The following is a 14,580-nucleotide window of genomic DNA, read 5'->3' on the forward strand; positions in this document are numbered from 1 at the left end:
GACCATGCAAATGCCCAAGACCCTGAAAATCCACAACGGCGACAAGGTCCAGCCGACTTTCTCGGCCCAGGAATATGCTGCCCGCCACGCCCGGCTGCGGGCCTACATGGCCGAGCAGGACATCGAGGCGGCAATCTTCACCTCGTACCACAACGTCAACTACTATAGCGACTTCCTGTACTGCTCGTTCGGCCGCCCCTATGCGCTGGTGATAACCCAGGACAAGGTGGTCTCGATCAGTGCCAACATCGATGGCGGGCAACCCTGGCGGCGCACGGTCGGCGGCGACAACATCGTCTACACCGACTGGCAACGTGACAACTATTTCGTCGCCATCCAGCAGGCGCTGCCGCTGGCCTCGCGCATCGGTGTGGAATACGACCACCTCAACCTGCAGAACCACAGCAAACTCGCCGCCTGCTACCCCAAGGCCGAGCTGCTGGACATCGGTGCGCCGTGCATGCGCATGCGCATGATCAAGTCGGCCGAGGAGCAGGCACTGATCCGCCACGGTGCGCAGGTGGCCGACATCGGCGGTGCCGCGGTGGTCGAGGCACTGCGCGATCAGGTGCCTGAATACGAAGTGGCGCTGCATGCCACCCAGGCGATGGTGCGCGAAATCGCCAGGCGTTTCCCCGATGCCGAACTGATGGACACCTGGACCTGGTTCCAGTCCGGGCTCAATACTGATGGGGCACACAACCCGGTCACCAGCCGCCGGGTCGGCAAGGGCGAGATCCTCAGCCTCAACTGCTTCCCGATGATCGCCGGCTACTACACGGCGCTGGAGCGCACGCTGTTCCTCGACCACTGCCCGGACGAGTACCTGCGCCTGTGGCAGGCCAACGTCGAAGTGCACGAGGCCGGCTTGAAACTGGTACGCCCGGGCATGCGCTGCAGTGACATCGCCCATGAACTGAACGAGATCTTCCTGCGTCATGACCTGCTGCAGTACCGCACCTTCGGTTATGGTCATTCGTTCGGCACGCTTAGCCACTACTATGGCCGCGAGGCGGGGCTGGAGCTGCGTGAAGACATCGACACCGTGCTGGAGCCGGGCATGGTGGTGTCGATCGAGCCGATGATCATGTTGCCCGAAGGGCGACCGGGTGCCGGTGGGTACCGCGAGCATGACATCCTGATCGTCAATGACAGCGGTGCCGAGAACATCACCAAGTTCCCGTATGGGCCGGAGCACAACATCATTCGCAAATAAGCATCGCGCGGCCTGCTTCGCGGCTGACCCGCTCCCATAAGGCCTGTAGAGGGCCCAGTGGGAGCGGCTTCAGCCGCGAAGAGGCCGGCCCAGACAACAAAAAAATAACTGTATGACCACCAGACCCTGCCTCCAATTAAAAGAATCAGAGGGTACCCGTCATGTCCAGCACCATCCTGAACGCTCCCACCCTCGACGGCGCCGCGCCCAGCGCTGAACGCCAGGCCTTGCGCAAGGCCGCCCGGGCCAGTTTCATGGGCAATTTCGTCGAGTGGTTCGACTACGCCGCCTACGGCTACCTGGCCACCATCATCGCCGCCACCTTCTTCCCGCAAACCGACAAAGCCACCGGCCTGCTGGCGACCTTCGCGGTGTTCGCCCTGTCGTTCCTGGTGCGCCCGCTGGGCGGCGTGATCTGGGGCCATTTCGGTGATCGCCACGGGCGGCGCAACGCCTTGTCGTTGTCGATCCTGATCATGTCGCTGTCTACCTTCTGCATTGGCCTGTTGCCAGGCTATGCACAGATCGGCCTGTGGGCGCCGTGCCTGTTGTTGCTGATCCGCCTGGTGCAGGGCTTTTCGGCGTCGGGCGAGTACGCCGGTGCCGCCGCCTTCCTCGCCGAGTACGCGCCGCCCGGCCGGCGTGGCATGTACACCAGTATCGTACCGGCCAGCACCGCAGCCGGTTTGCTGTTCGGCGCGGCGTTTGTCGCCGTGCTGCATGAGCTGCTCAGCAGTGAAGCCCTGCACGAATGGGGCTGGCGTCTGCCGTTTCTGCTGGCAGCGCCATTCGGCCTGGTGGGGCGCTACATCCGCATGAGCCTGCAGGACACGCCCAAGTTTCTGGAAATGGAGCAGCGCCTGGAGAACAAGGCCTGCATGACCCCCGCGCCGATCCGTGAACTGTTGAGCAAGCACCGGCGCAGCCTGGCCATCGGCCTGGGCGTCACATGCCTGAACGCGGTGGCGTTCTACCTGCTGCTGAGCTACATGCCCACTTACCTGTCTACTGAAATGGGCATGAGCGAGCGGGATTCGTTCATCGCCTCGACGGTGTCGCTGGCCACCTATATCGGGCTGATTTTCCTGATGGGACGGCTGTCCGACCACTTTGGACGCAAGACCATGCTGGTGGTGGCCTCACTGTTGTTCCTGGGCTTGACCGTGCCACTGTTCCGCCTGCTTGACGGCCAGCCTTTGCTGGTGATCCTGGCGATCCAGATCATCTTCGGGGCGATGCTGGCGATGAACGATGGCACCTTGCCGTGCCTGCTGGCGGAAATCTTCCCGACCCGGGTGCGTTTCAGCGGCTTTGCCCTGAGTTTCAACCTGGCCAACGCGTTGTTCGGCGGGACCGCGCCGTTCATTGCCACCTGGCTGATCCAGGTGACCGGCAGCAAGCTGGCACCGGCGGGGTATTTGCTGGCGGCGGCACTGGTGGCGCTGGTAGCCATGCTGATGTGCCGGGAGACAGCCCACGTGGCCCTGGAAGACTGATTGGCCAGTGCCGGCCCTTTAGCGGGTGAATCCGCGAAAGGGCCGGCAAAACGTAAACACAACCTGAATCAATGCAACGAAGCCTGACGCCGCTCCCCCAGCGGCGACAACCCGAAGAACCGGCTATAGCTCTTGGAAAAATGCGCCGGCGAACTGAACCCGCAGGCCAGCGCCACCTCACGCACCTGTACGTCGCTGCGCAGCAGCAATTCGCGCGCCCGCGACAACCGTAGCTGCAGGTAATACTGGCTGGGCGTGCGCTGCAGGTATTTGTGGAACAGCCGCTCCAACTGGCGCACGGTCACCTGGTTGAGGTCGGCCAGCTCTTCCAGCCCCAGCGGCTCTTCGAGGTTGGCCTCCATGATCGCCACCACCTGGCTCAGCTTGGGCTGGGCACTGCCCAGCAGGGTGCGCAGCGGCACCCGCTGGCGCTCACGTTCGCCGCGCACCCGGTCGCACAGCAGCAGCTCGGCGGCCTTGGCCGCGATGTCCTGGCCGCCGGGCTCGCGGGCCACCAGTTGCAGCATCATGTCCATCGCGGCCACGCCGCCCGAGCAGGTATAACGGTCGCGGTCCAGCTCGAACAACTGGCTGGATATGACAATGCCGGGGAATTGTGCCTGCAATGTCGGCAGGTCTTCCCAGTGGATAGTGCAGCGATAGCCCTTGAGCAGCTCCGCCCTGGCCAGCAGGTAGCTGCCGGTGCAGATACCGCCCAGCGGCAGGCGTTGGCGGGCCAGCTGGCGCAGCCAGTCGATCAGCGGGCGATTGCCACGGCCACGGTCGATCGGGTTGGCGCCGACCACCAGCAGCGCATCCAGCGCGGGGGCGTTGGCGATGCTGAAGTCGGGCAGCACGCGCATGCCGTTGCTGGCCATCACCGGTGCGTCGTCCGCGGCGATGAGCACGGTGCGAAACAGCGGCCGGCGCGCTGCCAGGTTGGCCATGCGCAGGGTCTCGACGGCAGAGGCCAGGCCGATGGTGGTGAAATTGGGCAGGATCAGAAAGCCGAAGGTCTTTACTGTAGACGTCGACAGGTTTGCAGATGCGGGGTGGACCATTGCGCGGTTCCTGTGCAAGCTGAGGCATAGTTCGTCAGGGGCAGTGAGAAAATACAGCCTCGCGTGGTTCTTGTTGTTATAGGTCGTTGCCGGGTCGATCTTACACCCCCGGCACTGCGGCCAGGAATGGCCCCGCCGGTTGGCGGGGCCGACAGTGATTGCACACATAAGGTGATCGTGAGTGAACCCCGAAACCATGCTGGCGGAATTGCCAGGCTACGCCGTGGCGCCCGAGTCGATCCAGGTATTGCCGGACGCCAAAGCCTACTGCGCCTGCCTGCTGGAGCGCATCCGCACCGCGAGCCGGCGTATCGTCATCGTCGCGCTGTACCTGCAGGAAGACGAGGCCGGCCAGGAAGTGCTGGATGCCCTGTACCAGGCCAAGGCGGCGCGGCCAGGCCTGGAAATCACCATCGTGGTCGACTGGTTCCGTGCCAGGCGCGGCCTGCTGGGCGGCGGGCGCCAGCCGGGCAATGCCGCGTGGTACCAGGCCCAGCGCCAGCACCACGGGCTGGACATCGTCATCCATGGGGTGCCGGTGCAGACCCGCGAGCTGTTCGGGGTCTTGCACCTGAAGGGCAGCATCATCGACGACTGCGTGATCTACACCGGTGCCAGCTTGAACAACGTATACCTGCACCGCTTCGATCGCTATCGGCTGGACCGCTACCACCTGTTCCAGTCGCCAGCGCTGGCCGATGCCATGGTCGATCTGGTGCGGCGTCTGCTGCACCACACCGCCACACCGCGCCTCGATCTGCCGCAGCCGCCATCCACCCGCAGCCTGCGGGGGGACATTCGGCGTTTGCGCGCGCGGCTGCGGCGCATGGTCTACCAGGCACCTGCCAGCGGAGCGGGGCAGGGCCTGCGGGTGATCCCGCTGCTCGGTGTGGGCCGTGGCAACCCGCTGAACCGCACTGTGTGCGCGTTGCTGGCGGCCGCGCGCGAGCAGGTCATCATCAGCACGCCGTATTTCAACCCGCCGCGGGTGCTGATGCGCGAGCTCGATCAAGCCTTGGCGCGGGGGGTACAGGTGGAGCTGATCGTCGGTGACCGCACGGCCAACGATTTCTATATCGCCCCTGGCGAGCCGTTCAGTGCCAGCGGTGCGTTGCCTTATTTGTACGAGGACAACCTGCGCGCCTTCGCCCGGCGCCGCCACGGCGCGATCGCCAGCGGCCAGTTGCAGGTGCGTATCTGGAACGATCCGGGGCATACCTTCCATGCCAAGGGCGTGTGGATAGACCAGCGTTATTCGCTGCTGACCGGCAACAACCTGAACCCGCGCGGGTTCAACCTGGACCTGGAGAACGGCCTGCTGATCGATGACCCGCAGGGGCAGTGGCTGGCGCCGCGGGAAGCGGAGCTGACCGAATTGCGCCGGCATGCGCCGAAGATCGGCTCGGCCGAAGCGCTCGGGGCCAAGACCGAGCACCCGAAGGACGTGCGCAAGTTGCTGCGAAGGTTGCGGTATAGCCGGTTGGAGCCGTTGATCAAGCGGGTGCTTTGAGGCTTTTTGGCTTTGCTGGCTTTGACGGGATCTCACCGGCGCTGCATATCTTGCGGCAAACACCTGTCAGCCCTTATGCAATCCCTGTGTGAATCGCTTTTTTTCGAACATGAGTAAGCGCAGGCGATTGCTGGCGGCCGACACCGCCATCGGGAATGTGCTTTCGCGACTGGGAGCGACTGAGTTCGCACGGGCGGCTTCTGGTGAGCTTTTTGTCCGGGCAACAGCTTGCAGCGCCGGGCGCGGGCGAACAGCGCGAAGGGCAGGCCTCTCGTCAGGTTGCGGTGCCCAGGGAGCAGTGATATCAATATGATATCTATGCTGCATGAATGGCCTGGAGGCTGGGCTATCATTTGTCGGCAAGTGTGCAAGCCCCCTCTGAAAAGTCATTACGTGCGCATACAATCGCGCCCTTTCCTCGTTAACCAGATAGGCCAAAGCGTATATGGCGCTAGATCCACCTACGATGCTGACCATCTCGATCGCCTTGGCTGCAGCAGCTGCCCTGTACCTGGCGATCGAATGGCGCAGTGTCCGCGAACCCTCGCTGCTTTACTGGAGTGCGGGCTTCGCCACTATTACCGTCGGTTGCATCCTGGCGTTGTTGCGCGGGATCGGCTTGCTGTTCATCGGCATCTGGTTCGCCAATGGCTTGCTGGTGATCGCCCACGGGTTCTTCCTGCTGGGCGTGTTGCGCTTTACCCATGACCGCTTGTCGCGTGCCTGGTTGATCATCGTGGTGGTCTGGTTCGCCTTGCTGCTGTTGCCCGTGGGGCCGCAGTGGTCAAAGGTGATGCTGATGGTCAACTCGTTGCTGGTCGCGGCATTGACCCTCAAGGCCAGCTTCCTGCTGCGCCCGCACGGCAAGTCGCTGAGCGTCGGCGCGGTGCAGTTGCGCTACGTACTGCTGATCCACGGATTGTTCTATGTGGTGAAGGCGATCATCGCGATCACGCCGGGTACATTGATTGACCTGGCAACCTTTGGCGGGCTGATCATTCAGGTTTCCCTGGTAGAAGGGGCGATGGCGATCATGCTGATTGCCTTGTCGATGACCGGCACCGTGCGCTACCGGCGCGAGGAGCGCATCGCCCGGCTGGCAGCCCGCGACCCGCTGACGGCGCTGTACAACCGGCGCGCGCTGGAGGTGCGGGCAGCGCATTTCTTCAAGGATGTGAGCCCGGCGCAGCCTGGGGCATTGCTGCTGATCGACATCGACAATTTCAAGCTGGTGAATGACCTGCATGGGCACATTGCCGGGGACCGCTTGCTGGTTGCCCTGAGCGAGATGATTCGCGCGGTGCTGCCCGAGCGCTCACTGGCGGCGCGGTTGGGGGGCGATGAGTTTGTCATTCTGCTGAGTGGGGCCAGCAGCGAGCGGGTAGCGGAGTTGGGCGGGGTGTTGCGCGAGCAGTTCCAGCAGTATGCCGGCAAGACGGTGCCTACTCCGCAGGCGGTTACCTTGAGTATCGGCGCCAATGTGTTCGACCAGGCGCCGGCTAGCTTGGCGGCGTTGATCGAGCAGGGGGATGTGGCGTTGTATCAGTCCAAGCGCGGGGGGCGGGACAGTTTGCGTTTTGTCGAGCGGCCGATGGCTGATATCGGCCAGTAATCGACATCTCCTGAGGTCGCGACGATCAAGGTCAAGGCAACAGCTCTTGCTGTTGCTTTGCTCTGGCTTTTGCTTCTAAGCGCGATAGTCCAGGTGCCACGGATTGCGACTTCAGGAGGCTGAGCGCAGGGTTTGCGGAGGGAGGTGACGGGACAGGCCCATGGTTACTTTTGCCAAGACAAAAGTGACCCGCCGTAAGAGCGGAAAGGTGACTCAGCGCCACCCTCGCTAATGAATGTCTACTTGATGTGAATGCCCATGGCTTGAAGTTTGAAGTTTGAAGCTTATGCGCCGGTTTCGATACGGCGAACAGTCCATTTGCGATGGCGACGCTGACTCACCTTTTCGCCCTTACGGCGAGTCACTTTTTTTCTTGGAAAAAAGTAACCAAAAACCGCTCGCTCCCATCATCCGGCCCCTACGCTGCGCTCCGGGGTGCCCTCACTCCGGCCTTGCTCCCGGGAGGACCGCGCTGCAGGCCCCATCCTGGGGCCCAGCGCTTGACGGGCATCCATGCCCGTCACCTCCCTCCGCAAGGCCTGCGTTCGGCCTCCTGAAGTCGCGAAGATCAAGATCAAGATCAAGATCAAGATCTACAGCAACAGCAACAGCAACAGCAACAGCAACAGCAACAGCAACAGCAACAGCAACAGCAACAGTTCCTGCTTCTGCTCTTGCTTTGCTTCTAAGCGCGCGATAGTCCAGGCGACACAGATTGCGACTTCAGGAGGCCGAGCGCAGGGCTTGCGGAGGGAGGTGACGGGCATGGATGCCCGTCAAGCGCTGGGCCCCAGGATGGGGCCTGCAGCGCGGTCCTCCCGGGAGCAAGCCCGGAGCGAGGGAACCCCGAAGCGCAGCGTAGGGGCCGGATGATGGGAACGGGCGGTTTTGGTTACTTTTGCCAAGACAAAAGTGACCCGCCGTAAGGGCGGAAAGGTGACTCAGCGCCACCCTCGCTAATGAATGTCTACTTGATATGAATGCCCATGGCGTGAAGCTTGAATCTTATGCGCCGGTTTAGATATGGCGAACTGTCCATGTGCGATGGCGACGCTGACTCACCTTTTCGCCCTTACGGCGAGTCACTTTTTTTCTTGGAAAAAAGTAACCAAAAACCGCTCGCTCCCATCATCCGGCCCCTACGCTGCGCTCCGGGGTGCCCTCACTCCGGCCTTGCTCCCGGGAGGACCGCGCTGCAGGCCCCATCCTGGGGCCCAGCGCTTGACGGGCATCCATGCCCGTCACCTCCCTCCGCAAGGCCTGCGTTCGGCCTCCTGAAGTCGCGAAGATCAAGATCAAGATCAAGATCAAGATCAAGATCAAGATCAAGATCAAGATCAACGGCAGGGGGAGTTGGTTTCAGGTGACTACCTGATAGCACGGCACATACGCTGCGCCGCCAGGCAGCTTCATCCGGTGCTGGTCGACGAAGGCCTGCAACAGCCGGCCCAGAGGATCCAGTACGGCGCTGTCGCCACGGATCTGATATGGCCCGTGCTCTTCGATCAGGCGGATGCCCTTGTCCTTGACGTTGCCTGCCACAATCCCGGAGAACGCCCGGCGCAGGTTGGCGGCCAGTTCATGGGGCGGCAGCTCGCGACGTAGCTGCAGGTCGGCCATGGCCTGGTGGGTGGGGTCGAACGGGCGTTGGAAGCTCTCCTCGATCTTCATCAGCCAGTTGAAGTGGAAGGCATCGTTGCGCTCGCGGCGGAACTGCTTCACCGCTTTCAGGCCTTCGACCATCTGCCGGGCAACTTCCGCCGGGTCGTCGATGATGATTTCGTACAGGCGGTGCGCCGCTTCGCCCAAGGTGGCGCCGACAAACGCGTGCAACTGCTGCAGATACGGCTCGGCGCTGCGCGGGCCGGTGAGCACCACCGGGAACGGCAGGTCGCGGTTGTCCGGGTGCATGAGGATGCCCAGCAGGTACAGGAACTCCTCGGCCGTACCGGCGCCACCGGGGAAGATGATGATGCCATGGCCGACACGCACGAAGGCCTCCAGGCGCTTCTCGATGTCCGGCAGGATCACCAGTTCATTGACGATCGGGTTGGGCGCCTCGGCCGCGATGATGCCCGGCTCGGTCAGCCCCAGGTAGCGGCTGCCGTGCATCCGCTGCTTGGCGTGGGCGATGGTAGCGCCCTTCATCGGCCCCTTCATCACGCCAGGGCCGCAGCCGGTACACACGTCCAGTTTGCGCAGGCCCAGCTCGTGGCCGACCTTCTTGGTGTACTGGTATTCCTCGGTGCTGATCGAGTGGCCGCCCCAGCACACCACCATCTTCGGCTCCACGCCCGGGCGCAGAGTACGGGCATTGCGCAGCAGGTGGAAGACGTAATCGGTGATGCCCTGGGAGCTTTCCAGGTCGATGCGCTGGCTGGCCAGCTCGCTTTCGGTATAGACGATGTCGCGCAGGGCGCTGAACAGCATTTCACGGGTGCTGGCGATCATTTCGCCATCGACGAAGGCGTCGGCCGGGGCATTCAGCAGCTCCAGGCGTACGCCGCGGTCCTGTTGGTGGATGCGCACCTCGAAGTCCTTATAGGCCTCGAGGATGGTCTTGGCATTGTCGACATGGGCGCCGGTGTTGAGGATGGCCAGGGCGCACTGGCGGAACAGGGTGTAAAGGCTACCGGTACCGACTTCACTCAGTTGCTGCACTTCACGTTGTGACAGCGTCTCCAGGCTGCCTTTGGGGCTGACGGATGCATTGATGACATGGCGTTGAGGCATCTAAGTCTTTCCTGTGCGGGTAAAACATCCTTCTTTGACACCACCATACCTAGAAATGTGGACGGCAACGAGGGGGGCTGTGAAAAACCTTGAAGCCGAGTCGCCTGCTTCGCGGGTCTACTTGCGAAGCAGGCGACCCGGTCTCCAGTCAGCCCAGCAGTTTCTGCACCCCCAGGGTAATCGCCAATCCCCCACCCATCAGCCACAGGTTCAGGATCGCCCCGGTAGCCAGCGCCCGTGGCCCAGCCTGGCGGATCTGGCTGAAGCGCGTCTCCATACCCAGCGCGGTCATGGCCATGGTCAGGGCAAAGGTGTCCAGGCTGTTCACCGCCTGGGTCACGCTGCCCGGCAGCACCTGCAGCGAATTCACCAGCACCAGCGCCAGGAAGCCGAAGGCGAACCAGGGCATGGCGATGCGCCCGTTGCCTTGCGCCTGGCCCGCCTGCCGCGAGCGGCTGATCCACAGGCCCACCACCAGCAACACCGGTACCAGCAGCATTACCCGGGTCATCTTGACGATGGTGGCGATATGCGTGGCCTCGGGGCTGACGTTGCTGGCCGCGCCCACCACCTGTGCCACCTCGTGAATGGTCCCGCCCAGCAGCAGCCCGGCACCCATGGTGTCCAGGTGCAGCCAGCCAGCGTTGATCGCCAGTGGGTAAAGGAACATCGACAAGGTACCGAACAGCACCACGCTACCCACCGCCATGGCGCTTTTATGCGGGGCGCTGCGCAGCGCCGACTCAAAGGCCAGCACGGCTGCGGCACCACAGATGGCACTGCCGGCAGCGGTCAGCAAGGCGGTATCGCGGTCCAGCTTGAACAGCTTCATGCCGCACCAAAGGCCGATCAGCAGGGTGCTGCCCACCACCAGCAGCGACACCAACAGCCCCGACCAGCCGACTTCGGCAATTTCCTGCAAGCTAACCCGCAGCCCAAAAAACGCCACGGCAATGCGCAGCAGGCCGCGGGCGGAAAAGTTGATGCCCGCCGCCCAGCTTGCCGGCACGCCATCGCGCAGGGCATTGCCGTACAGCGCCCCTGCCACGATGCCGACGATGAGCGGGCTGATGCCCAGGTTGGCGATGGCCGGGATGGCGGCCAGCTCGGTGACTGCAAACGCGAACAGCGCGACGAAAAGGATGCCATTGAGCCGCCCTCGGGTAGAGAGGGCAGGTGCAAAAGCAGGGGTGGACGGAACCGTGGCCATGTGAGTCCTCCGGGAAGGGTGTTTCGACAAGCCCTACGTTAATCTGGTTATAAGCTTATAAAAAATCGTAATTTAGAATGGCAAATATCCGGATAGCTGATATTTTCAATTCATGACCCCAGAACAGCTGATAACATTTGCCACTGTTGCCGAGCACGGCAACATCAGCCATGCCGCGCAGGCCCTGCACCTGTCGCAGCCGGCGGTGTCCGGCCAGCTCAAGCTGCTGCAGGAGGCCTTTGGCGAGCCCCTTTACCAGCGTGCCGGCCGCGGCGTGCGGTTGACGGCGGCTGGCGAGCAGTTGCTGGCGCATGCCCAGCGCCTGCGTGAAACCTTTCGCCAGGCCCAGGCGCTGCGCGAGGCCATGCGCGGGTTGGAGCGCGGGACGCTGCGCATCGGTGCCAGCACCACACCGGCCAGCTACCTGCTGCCGTACCTGATCGCCGATTTTCACGCCCGCTACCCGGATGTGCTGGTGACTACATCACACGGCAACACTGCAGAGATCGTGGCTGCGCTGGACACTGTCGATATCGCCCTGATCGAAGGGCCCCCCGGGCAAGAGCTGCCGTTGGGAACGGAGGTGACGGCATGGCGCCAGGACGAGATCGTGGCAATCGTGCCGCGTGGGCATCCACTGGCAGAAAGTGACCAGCAAACGCTGGTGTCGCTGGGTGCTTATCCGTTAGTGCTGCGCGAGAGCGGATCAGGTGTGCGGCAGATCGTCGAGCGGGCGTTTGCCCGCGACGGCGTGGCGATGCGTGTAGCGCTGGAGATTGCCGGTGTGGAGGGCGTGAAGGAGGCGGTGCGGGCCGGGATGGGGATCGGCTTTGTATCAGCGATGTCGATACGGCATGAGGATGGGGCGTTGCGCCGGTTGCAGGTTGCGCCGCAGGCGCTGGTCAGGCGGTTTTCCATATTGATGCCGCATGCGGCCACGCCTTCGCGGGCTGCTGCGCGGTTTCTGGAGTTGTGTGTGGGCATGCAGCGAGAGGTGGGTTGACTGCAAGGTCCCCCTGCAGGCACAGGTTTAACCGCAATGAATTTTCAAACCGGGGGTTGCTCTACTGCATACACGTAGATGCATTCAGGAGTAGCGCAGTGCCCCGAATCATTACACCGCAAACCCCTGAGCATGAGGTGACGGAACACAATGCCAGGATGTTCGGTTCGCCCAAGGAGCGACTGGATTTCTACCGCAGAGAGATTCAGTACGAGACCAGCATCCTGGCCAACCGCACTGATGCGTATCTGGCCGCCCAGTCCTTCCTGGTCATTGCGTTCGTATCTTCCATGGGCAATCTGAATCAGTCATGGGGAGAGATGTTCACCCTGATCGTGCCCGCGTTTCTCGCGTTATTGGGCGTTCTCAGCTCTCTCAATGCCTGGCCGGGAATACGTGCGGCCTATCGCATCATCGACCACTGGCAGTTGAAACAGAGCCACCTGCTGCGCAGCGAGCCGCTCATGGGGCTGGCTTATGATGAGTCGCCGCTGTTCTGCGAAGCCGAAACGTCACAGGCAGGGCATCGGAAATCGCTGCTGTTCTCACTTCGAACGCCTTGGATCTTTCTCGTATTCTGGATGCTGCTGGGGTGTTACTCGGTGTACATCCAGCTGGCGTGAGCTTGGAACAGGCGGGCGGGTAGTGGCCTCGTTCGGGAAAGCCTGACCTCGCTATAAAGCCGGGCGCCATCTGCAGTATACGATTTGCGGGCAAAAGAAAGCCCGCTGCTAGTCGGGCAAGGTCTATCACGTAGGGATGGACCAAGTCTGCCCTCGAAGTAGTGAAAATTGAGTGAAAGCAACATCTGCAAAACGTCAGCGACGTCCAGCCCAGCCAACCGCGGCTCAAGTAAAGGGTAATGGCTTGTTGGTTAGCAGCTGTGTCTATCAGGTTGAACGAGTCGTCATAAAGGTGAGTCTTCAGGGAATAAGTCTCTCTTCGCTACAACGAGACGGATATGAACCCAATGACGAGCTGAGTGTGTGCATGCGGGACAATAAAGCGCGAAAAGCCAAGATCAAGGCCAGGGCGACGATAATTTGCCTTCGAAGCGGCAAAGTCCTGCTGGTTCGGAAAAAAAGTGGAAAGTGGAATTTCCCGGGCGGCGCAATCGAGCAGGGCGAGTCGCCTGTCGCGGCCGCAGCACGGGAGCTTAGGGAGGAGACGTCCATTGAAGGCCACGGTTTGTTTGCGCTGTGCACGGTGAAGGTGGGGTGTACAGTCCACCACGTTTTCACCACACATTTCGATGATGATCAAAAACCCATGGCTTGCAATGAAATCGTGGCCTTGAAATGGGTAGTCAGAGACAAGCTAAGCCCCGCGATGTTGAATGCAACAGCCGCTGGGCTCTTGTCCAGCCAGTTGCCGGCACTGACCGTGTAGCGCTTCAGCGGCGCCGGCGCTGCGTATGGGTGATGATCAACCCGGTAACTAAACCGATGACTGCGGCACTCACCAATAACGGTATTTTGTCCTTACGGGTCAGACCGCCGTCTGCGAGCCATCGCTGCGTAACAGTTGGCGCGAGACTTTTTTCGCCAGGTTTCACGTCGCTCGGCTCGTGGTCCTGCGCAGCGTCGGCCTGCACCCGATCAGCTGCCTCGACGTCTTCAGGCATGGCGCTGACTTCCACCCTGGAAAGCTTCAATGCTGTGCCATCCACCAAGGTCAGTGTCAGGTCTTCCACCTCTCCGGCCACGCGGTCAGGAAAGACCGGTTCACCCGCAGCGTCCAGGTTGTCGTAAATGAAGCGTTTGCCCTCCACCCAGCCTACGGCTGTCAGCAACTCGGGGCCAAGATAGTATTTTCCATCGAGAAAGAAGCCAGTGAACTGGTGTGCACGTTCAACATTCTCCACCGAGTAGCGCTGACCTGCCTTCATACCTGTAGTTGGATCAATCATCACCTTCACCTCCATAGCTGGTATAGCGATGGAGATTGAGCCAGGCAGACCTGTTCCGAAGGGCTGACCAGCGGGCTAAAGCCTCGGTTGCAACCGGCCATGGCCAAGGCAACGATTACGAGAACGCTTTCGCTCATCAACGGTCTTGTTTGACCAGGCCAAGCTGGTGGTCGAGCGCGGCTTCATCGCCGCAGAGGATCACGCCCTCGGCGGCCAGCGCGCCACAGGCCTCGATGGCGCCTGCCTGGGTGAGGGCGCGGCAGGCCGGCAGGTACAGCAGCACCTGAAACCCGGCCTGGCGCAGTTGGCGGGCGGTGGTCTTGACGCAGTAGTCCAGGGCCAGGCCGCCGACGATCACTGCGGCTACCTGCTGCACCTTCAGAAATTCGATTACCCCGGTGGAGCGGCGTTCGGCCAGGTCGTGGTAGCAGGCGCCGTAGGGGTGCAGGTCGGGTTCGACCCCTTTCCACACGAAATAGTCGTAATCGATCGGCGCGGGCAGGCCGGGCAGCAGTTCGAAGCCTGGCGTGCCAGGCACGCAGTGGCTGACCCAGGTCAGGTCGGCGTTGGCCAACTGCAAGGGTTGCAGCATGCTCGCGGGCTCGGCCACCACCCACGCGGCGTTGGCAGGGTGGGCGTCCTTGCTTCCCAGGCGCAGGTCGGCGCGCAGGGCCATGGCATTCAGATCAGCCGCGATTTCGTCGCCTTCGGGGACGGGCAGCTCGTGCGGGGCGTTGGCGGTGAAGCCGTTTTGCGCGTCGACATCGAAACTGGCGATCTTCATGACGATTCCTCCTGGCCGTGGGGCGCGGGCATTTGTGTTTGACCAA

Annotated in this window: 13 protein-coding genes and 1 pseudogene; 8 read left to right on the top strand and 6 right to left on the bottom strand. The window is 62.2% G+C overall.

Annotated elements, in window-relative coordinates:
• Positions 1-4: 4 nt before the first annotated feature.
• A complete protein-coding gene (gene creA / locus AC5O5R_RS11765) occupies positions 5-1,216 on the top strand; it encodes a creatinase (RefSeq protein ID WP_172229565.1) in 1,212 nt (403 codons plus the stop codon).
• A 161-nt stretch (positions 1,217-1,377) separates the two neighbouring features.
• Positions 1,378-2,712, top strand: a complete 1,335-nt coding sequence (locus tag AC5O5R_RS11770; protein WP_172229568.1) for an MFS transporter — start codon at positions 1,378-1,380, stop codon at positions 2,710-2,712.
• 68 nt (positions 2,713-2,780) lie between these two features.
• On the opposite strand, the gene cahR is transcribed toward AC5O5R_RS11770, so the two are convergent.
• The gene (gene cahR, locus AC5O5R_RS11775) at positions 2,781-3,773 is read right to left on the bottom strand and encodes a transcriptional regulator CahA (RefSeq protein ID WP_172229571.1); all 993 of its coding nucleotides are present in this window, start codon (positions 3,771-3,773) and stop codon (positions 2,781-2,783) included.
• Positions 3,774-3,954: 181 nt separating this feature from the next.
• Here cahR and pssA point away from each other — a divergent pair, with 181 nt between their 5' ends.
• Positions 3,955-5,283 (top strand): CDP-diacylglycerol--serine O-phosphatidyltransferase, encoded by a 1,329-nt coding sequence (gene pssA, locus AC5O5R_RS11780; protein WP_172229574.1) that lies wholly within the window; start codon positions 3,955-3,957, stop codon positions 5,281-5,283.
• A 466-nt stretch (positions 5,284-5,749) separates the two neighbouring features.
• The gene (locus AC5O5R_RS11785) at positions 5,750-6,895 is read left to right on the top strand and encodes a GGDEF domain-containing protein (RefSeq protein WP_172229596.1); all 1,146 of its coding nucleotides are present in this window, start codon (positions 5,750-5,752) and stop codon (positions 6,893-6,895) included.
• A 593-nt stretch (positions 6,896-7,488) separates the two neighbouring features.
• Here AC5O5R_RS11785 and AC5O5R_RS11790 read toward each other — a convergent pair.
• The gene (locus AC5O5R_RS11790; protein ID WP_494515487.1) at positions 7,489-7,662 is read right to left on the bottom strand and encodes a hypothetical protein; all 174 of its coding nucleotides are present in this window, start codon (positions 7,660-7,662) and stop codon (positions 7,489-7,491) included.
• Positions 7,663-8,129: 467 nt separating this feature from the next.
• On the opposite strand from AC5O5R_RS11790, the gene AC5O5R_RS11795 reads away from it, so the two are divergent.
• A complete protein-coding gene (locus tag AC5O5R_RS11795; protein ID WP_494515392.1) occupies positions 8,130-8,270 on the top strand; it encodes a hypothetical protein in 141 nt (46 codons plus the stop codon).
• On the opposite strand, the gene ppnN is transcribed toward AC5O5R_RS11795, so the two are convergent.
• Together ppnN and AC5O5R_RS11805 are read right to left on the bottom strand one after the other, a co-directional pair.
• Positions 8,255-9,628: a nucleotide 5'-monophosphate nucleosidase PpnN gene (gene ppnN / locus AC5O5R_RS11800; RefSeq protein WP_172285266.1), complete on the bottom strand. Its 1,374-nt coding sequence runs from the start codon at positions 9,626-9,628 to the stop codon at positions 8,255-8,257. The two genes, AC5O5R_RS11795 and ppnN, sit on opposite strands and share 16 nt — an antisense overlap.
• 148 nt (positions 9,629-9,776) lie before the next feature.
• Positions 9,777-10,838: a YeiH family protein gene (locus tag AC5O5R_RS11805; RefSeq protein WP_494515393.1), complete on the bottom strand. Its 1,062-nt coding sequence runs from the start codon at positions 10,836-10,838 to the stop codon at positions 9,777-9,779.
• Between the two features lie 112 nt (positions 10,839-10,950).
• On the opposite strand from AC5O5R_RS11805, the gene AC5O5R_RS11810 reads away from it, so the two are divergent.
• The 3 genes from AC5O5R_RS11810 (at position 10,951) to AC5O5R_RS11820 (ending at position 13,230) form a co-directional block, all read left to right on the top strand.
• A complete protein-coding gene (locus tag AC5O5R_RS11810; RefSeq protein ID WP_172226320.1) occupies positions 10,951-11,841 on the top strand; it encodes a LysR family transcriptional regulator in 891 nt (296 codons plus the stop codon).
• 98 nt (positions 11,842-11,939) lie between these two features.
• Positions 11,940-12,464 carry a hypothetical protein gene (locus tag AC5O5R_RS11815; protein WP_172226323.1) on the top strand — a complete coding sequence of 175 codons (525 nt, stop codon included), beginning with the start codon at positions 11,940-11,942 and terminating at the stop codon, positions 12,462-12,464.
• A gap of 367 nt (positions 12,465-12,831) precedes the next feature.
• A complete protein-coding gene (locus tag AC5O5R_RS11820; protein WP_172285268.1) occupies positions 12,832-13,230 on the top strand; it encodes an NUDIX domain-containing protein in 399 nt (132 codons plus the stop codon).
• A gap of 240 nt (positions 13,231-13,470) precedes the next feature.
• Here AC5O5R_RS11820 and AC5O5R_RS11825 read toward each other — a convergent pair.
• Positions 13,471-13,750 (bottom strand): annotated as a pseudogene (locus AC5O5R_RS11825) (SDR family oxidoreductase); the annotation flags it as partial.
• Between the two features lie 136 nt (positions 13,751-13,886).
• Positions 13,887-14,534, bottom strand: coding sequence for an isochorismatase family protein (locus AC5O5R_RS11830; protein WP_172226329.1), 648 nt, complete (start codon positions 14,532-14,534; stop codon positions 13,887-13,889).
• Between the last annotated feature and the right edge of the window lie 46 nt (positions 14,535-14,580).

The sequence above is a fragment of the Pseudomonas sp. 8_5_2 genome (assembly GCF_059295255.1).

Coding starts and splice junctions, on each gene's coding strand:
- creA (WP_172229565.1), top strand. CDS start 5: ATGCAAATGCCCAAGACCCTGAAAATCCACAACGGCGACAAGGTCCAG.
- AC5O5R_RS11770 (WP_172229568.1), top strand. CDS start 1,378: ATGTCCAGCACCATCCTGAACGCTCCCACCCTCGACGGCGCCGCGCCC.
- cahR (WP_172229571.1), bottom strand. CDS start 3,773: ATGGTCCACCCCGCATCTGCAAACCTGTCGACGTCTACAGTAAAGACC.
- AC5O5R_RS11785 (WP_172229596.1), top strand. CDS start 5,750: ATGCTGACCATCTCGATCGCCTTGGCTGCAGCAGCTGCCCTGTACCTG.
- AC5O5R_RS11790 (WP_494515487.1), bottom strand. CDS start 7,662: ATGCCCGTCACCTCCCTCCGCAAGCCCTGCGCTCGGCCTCCTGAAGTC.
- AC5O5R_RS11795 (WP_494515392.1), top strand. CDS start 8,130: ATGCCCGTCACCTCCCTCCGCAAGGCCTGCGTTCGGCCTCCTGAAGTC.
- ppnN (WP_172285266.1), bottom strand. CDS start 9,628: ATGCCTCAACGCCATGTCATCAATGCATCCGTCAGCCCCAAAGGCAGC.
- AC5O5R_RS11805 (WP_494515393.1), bottom strand. CDS start 10,838: ATGGCCACGGTTCCGTCCACCCCTGCTTTTGCACCTGCCCTCTCTACC.
- AC5O5R_RS11810 (WP_172226320.1), top strand. CDS start 10,951: ATGACCCCAGAACAGCTGATAACATTTGCCACTGTTGCCGAGCACGGC.
- AC5O5R_RS11820 (WP_172285268.1), top strand. CDS start 12,832: ATGCGGGACAATAAAGCGCGAAAAGCCAAGATCAAGGCCAGGGCGACG.
- AC5O5R_RS11830 (WP_172226329.1), bottom strand. CDS start 14,534: ATGAAGATCGCCAGTTTCGATGTCGACGCGCAAAACGGCTTCACCGCC.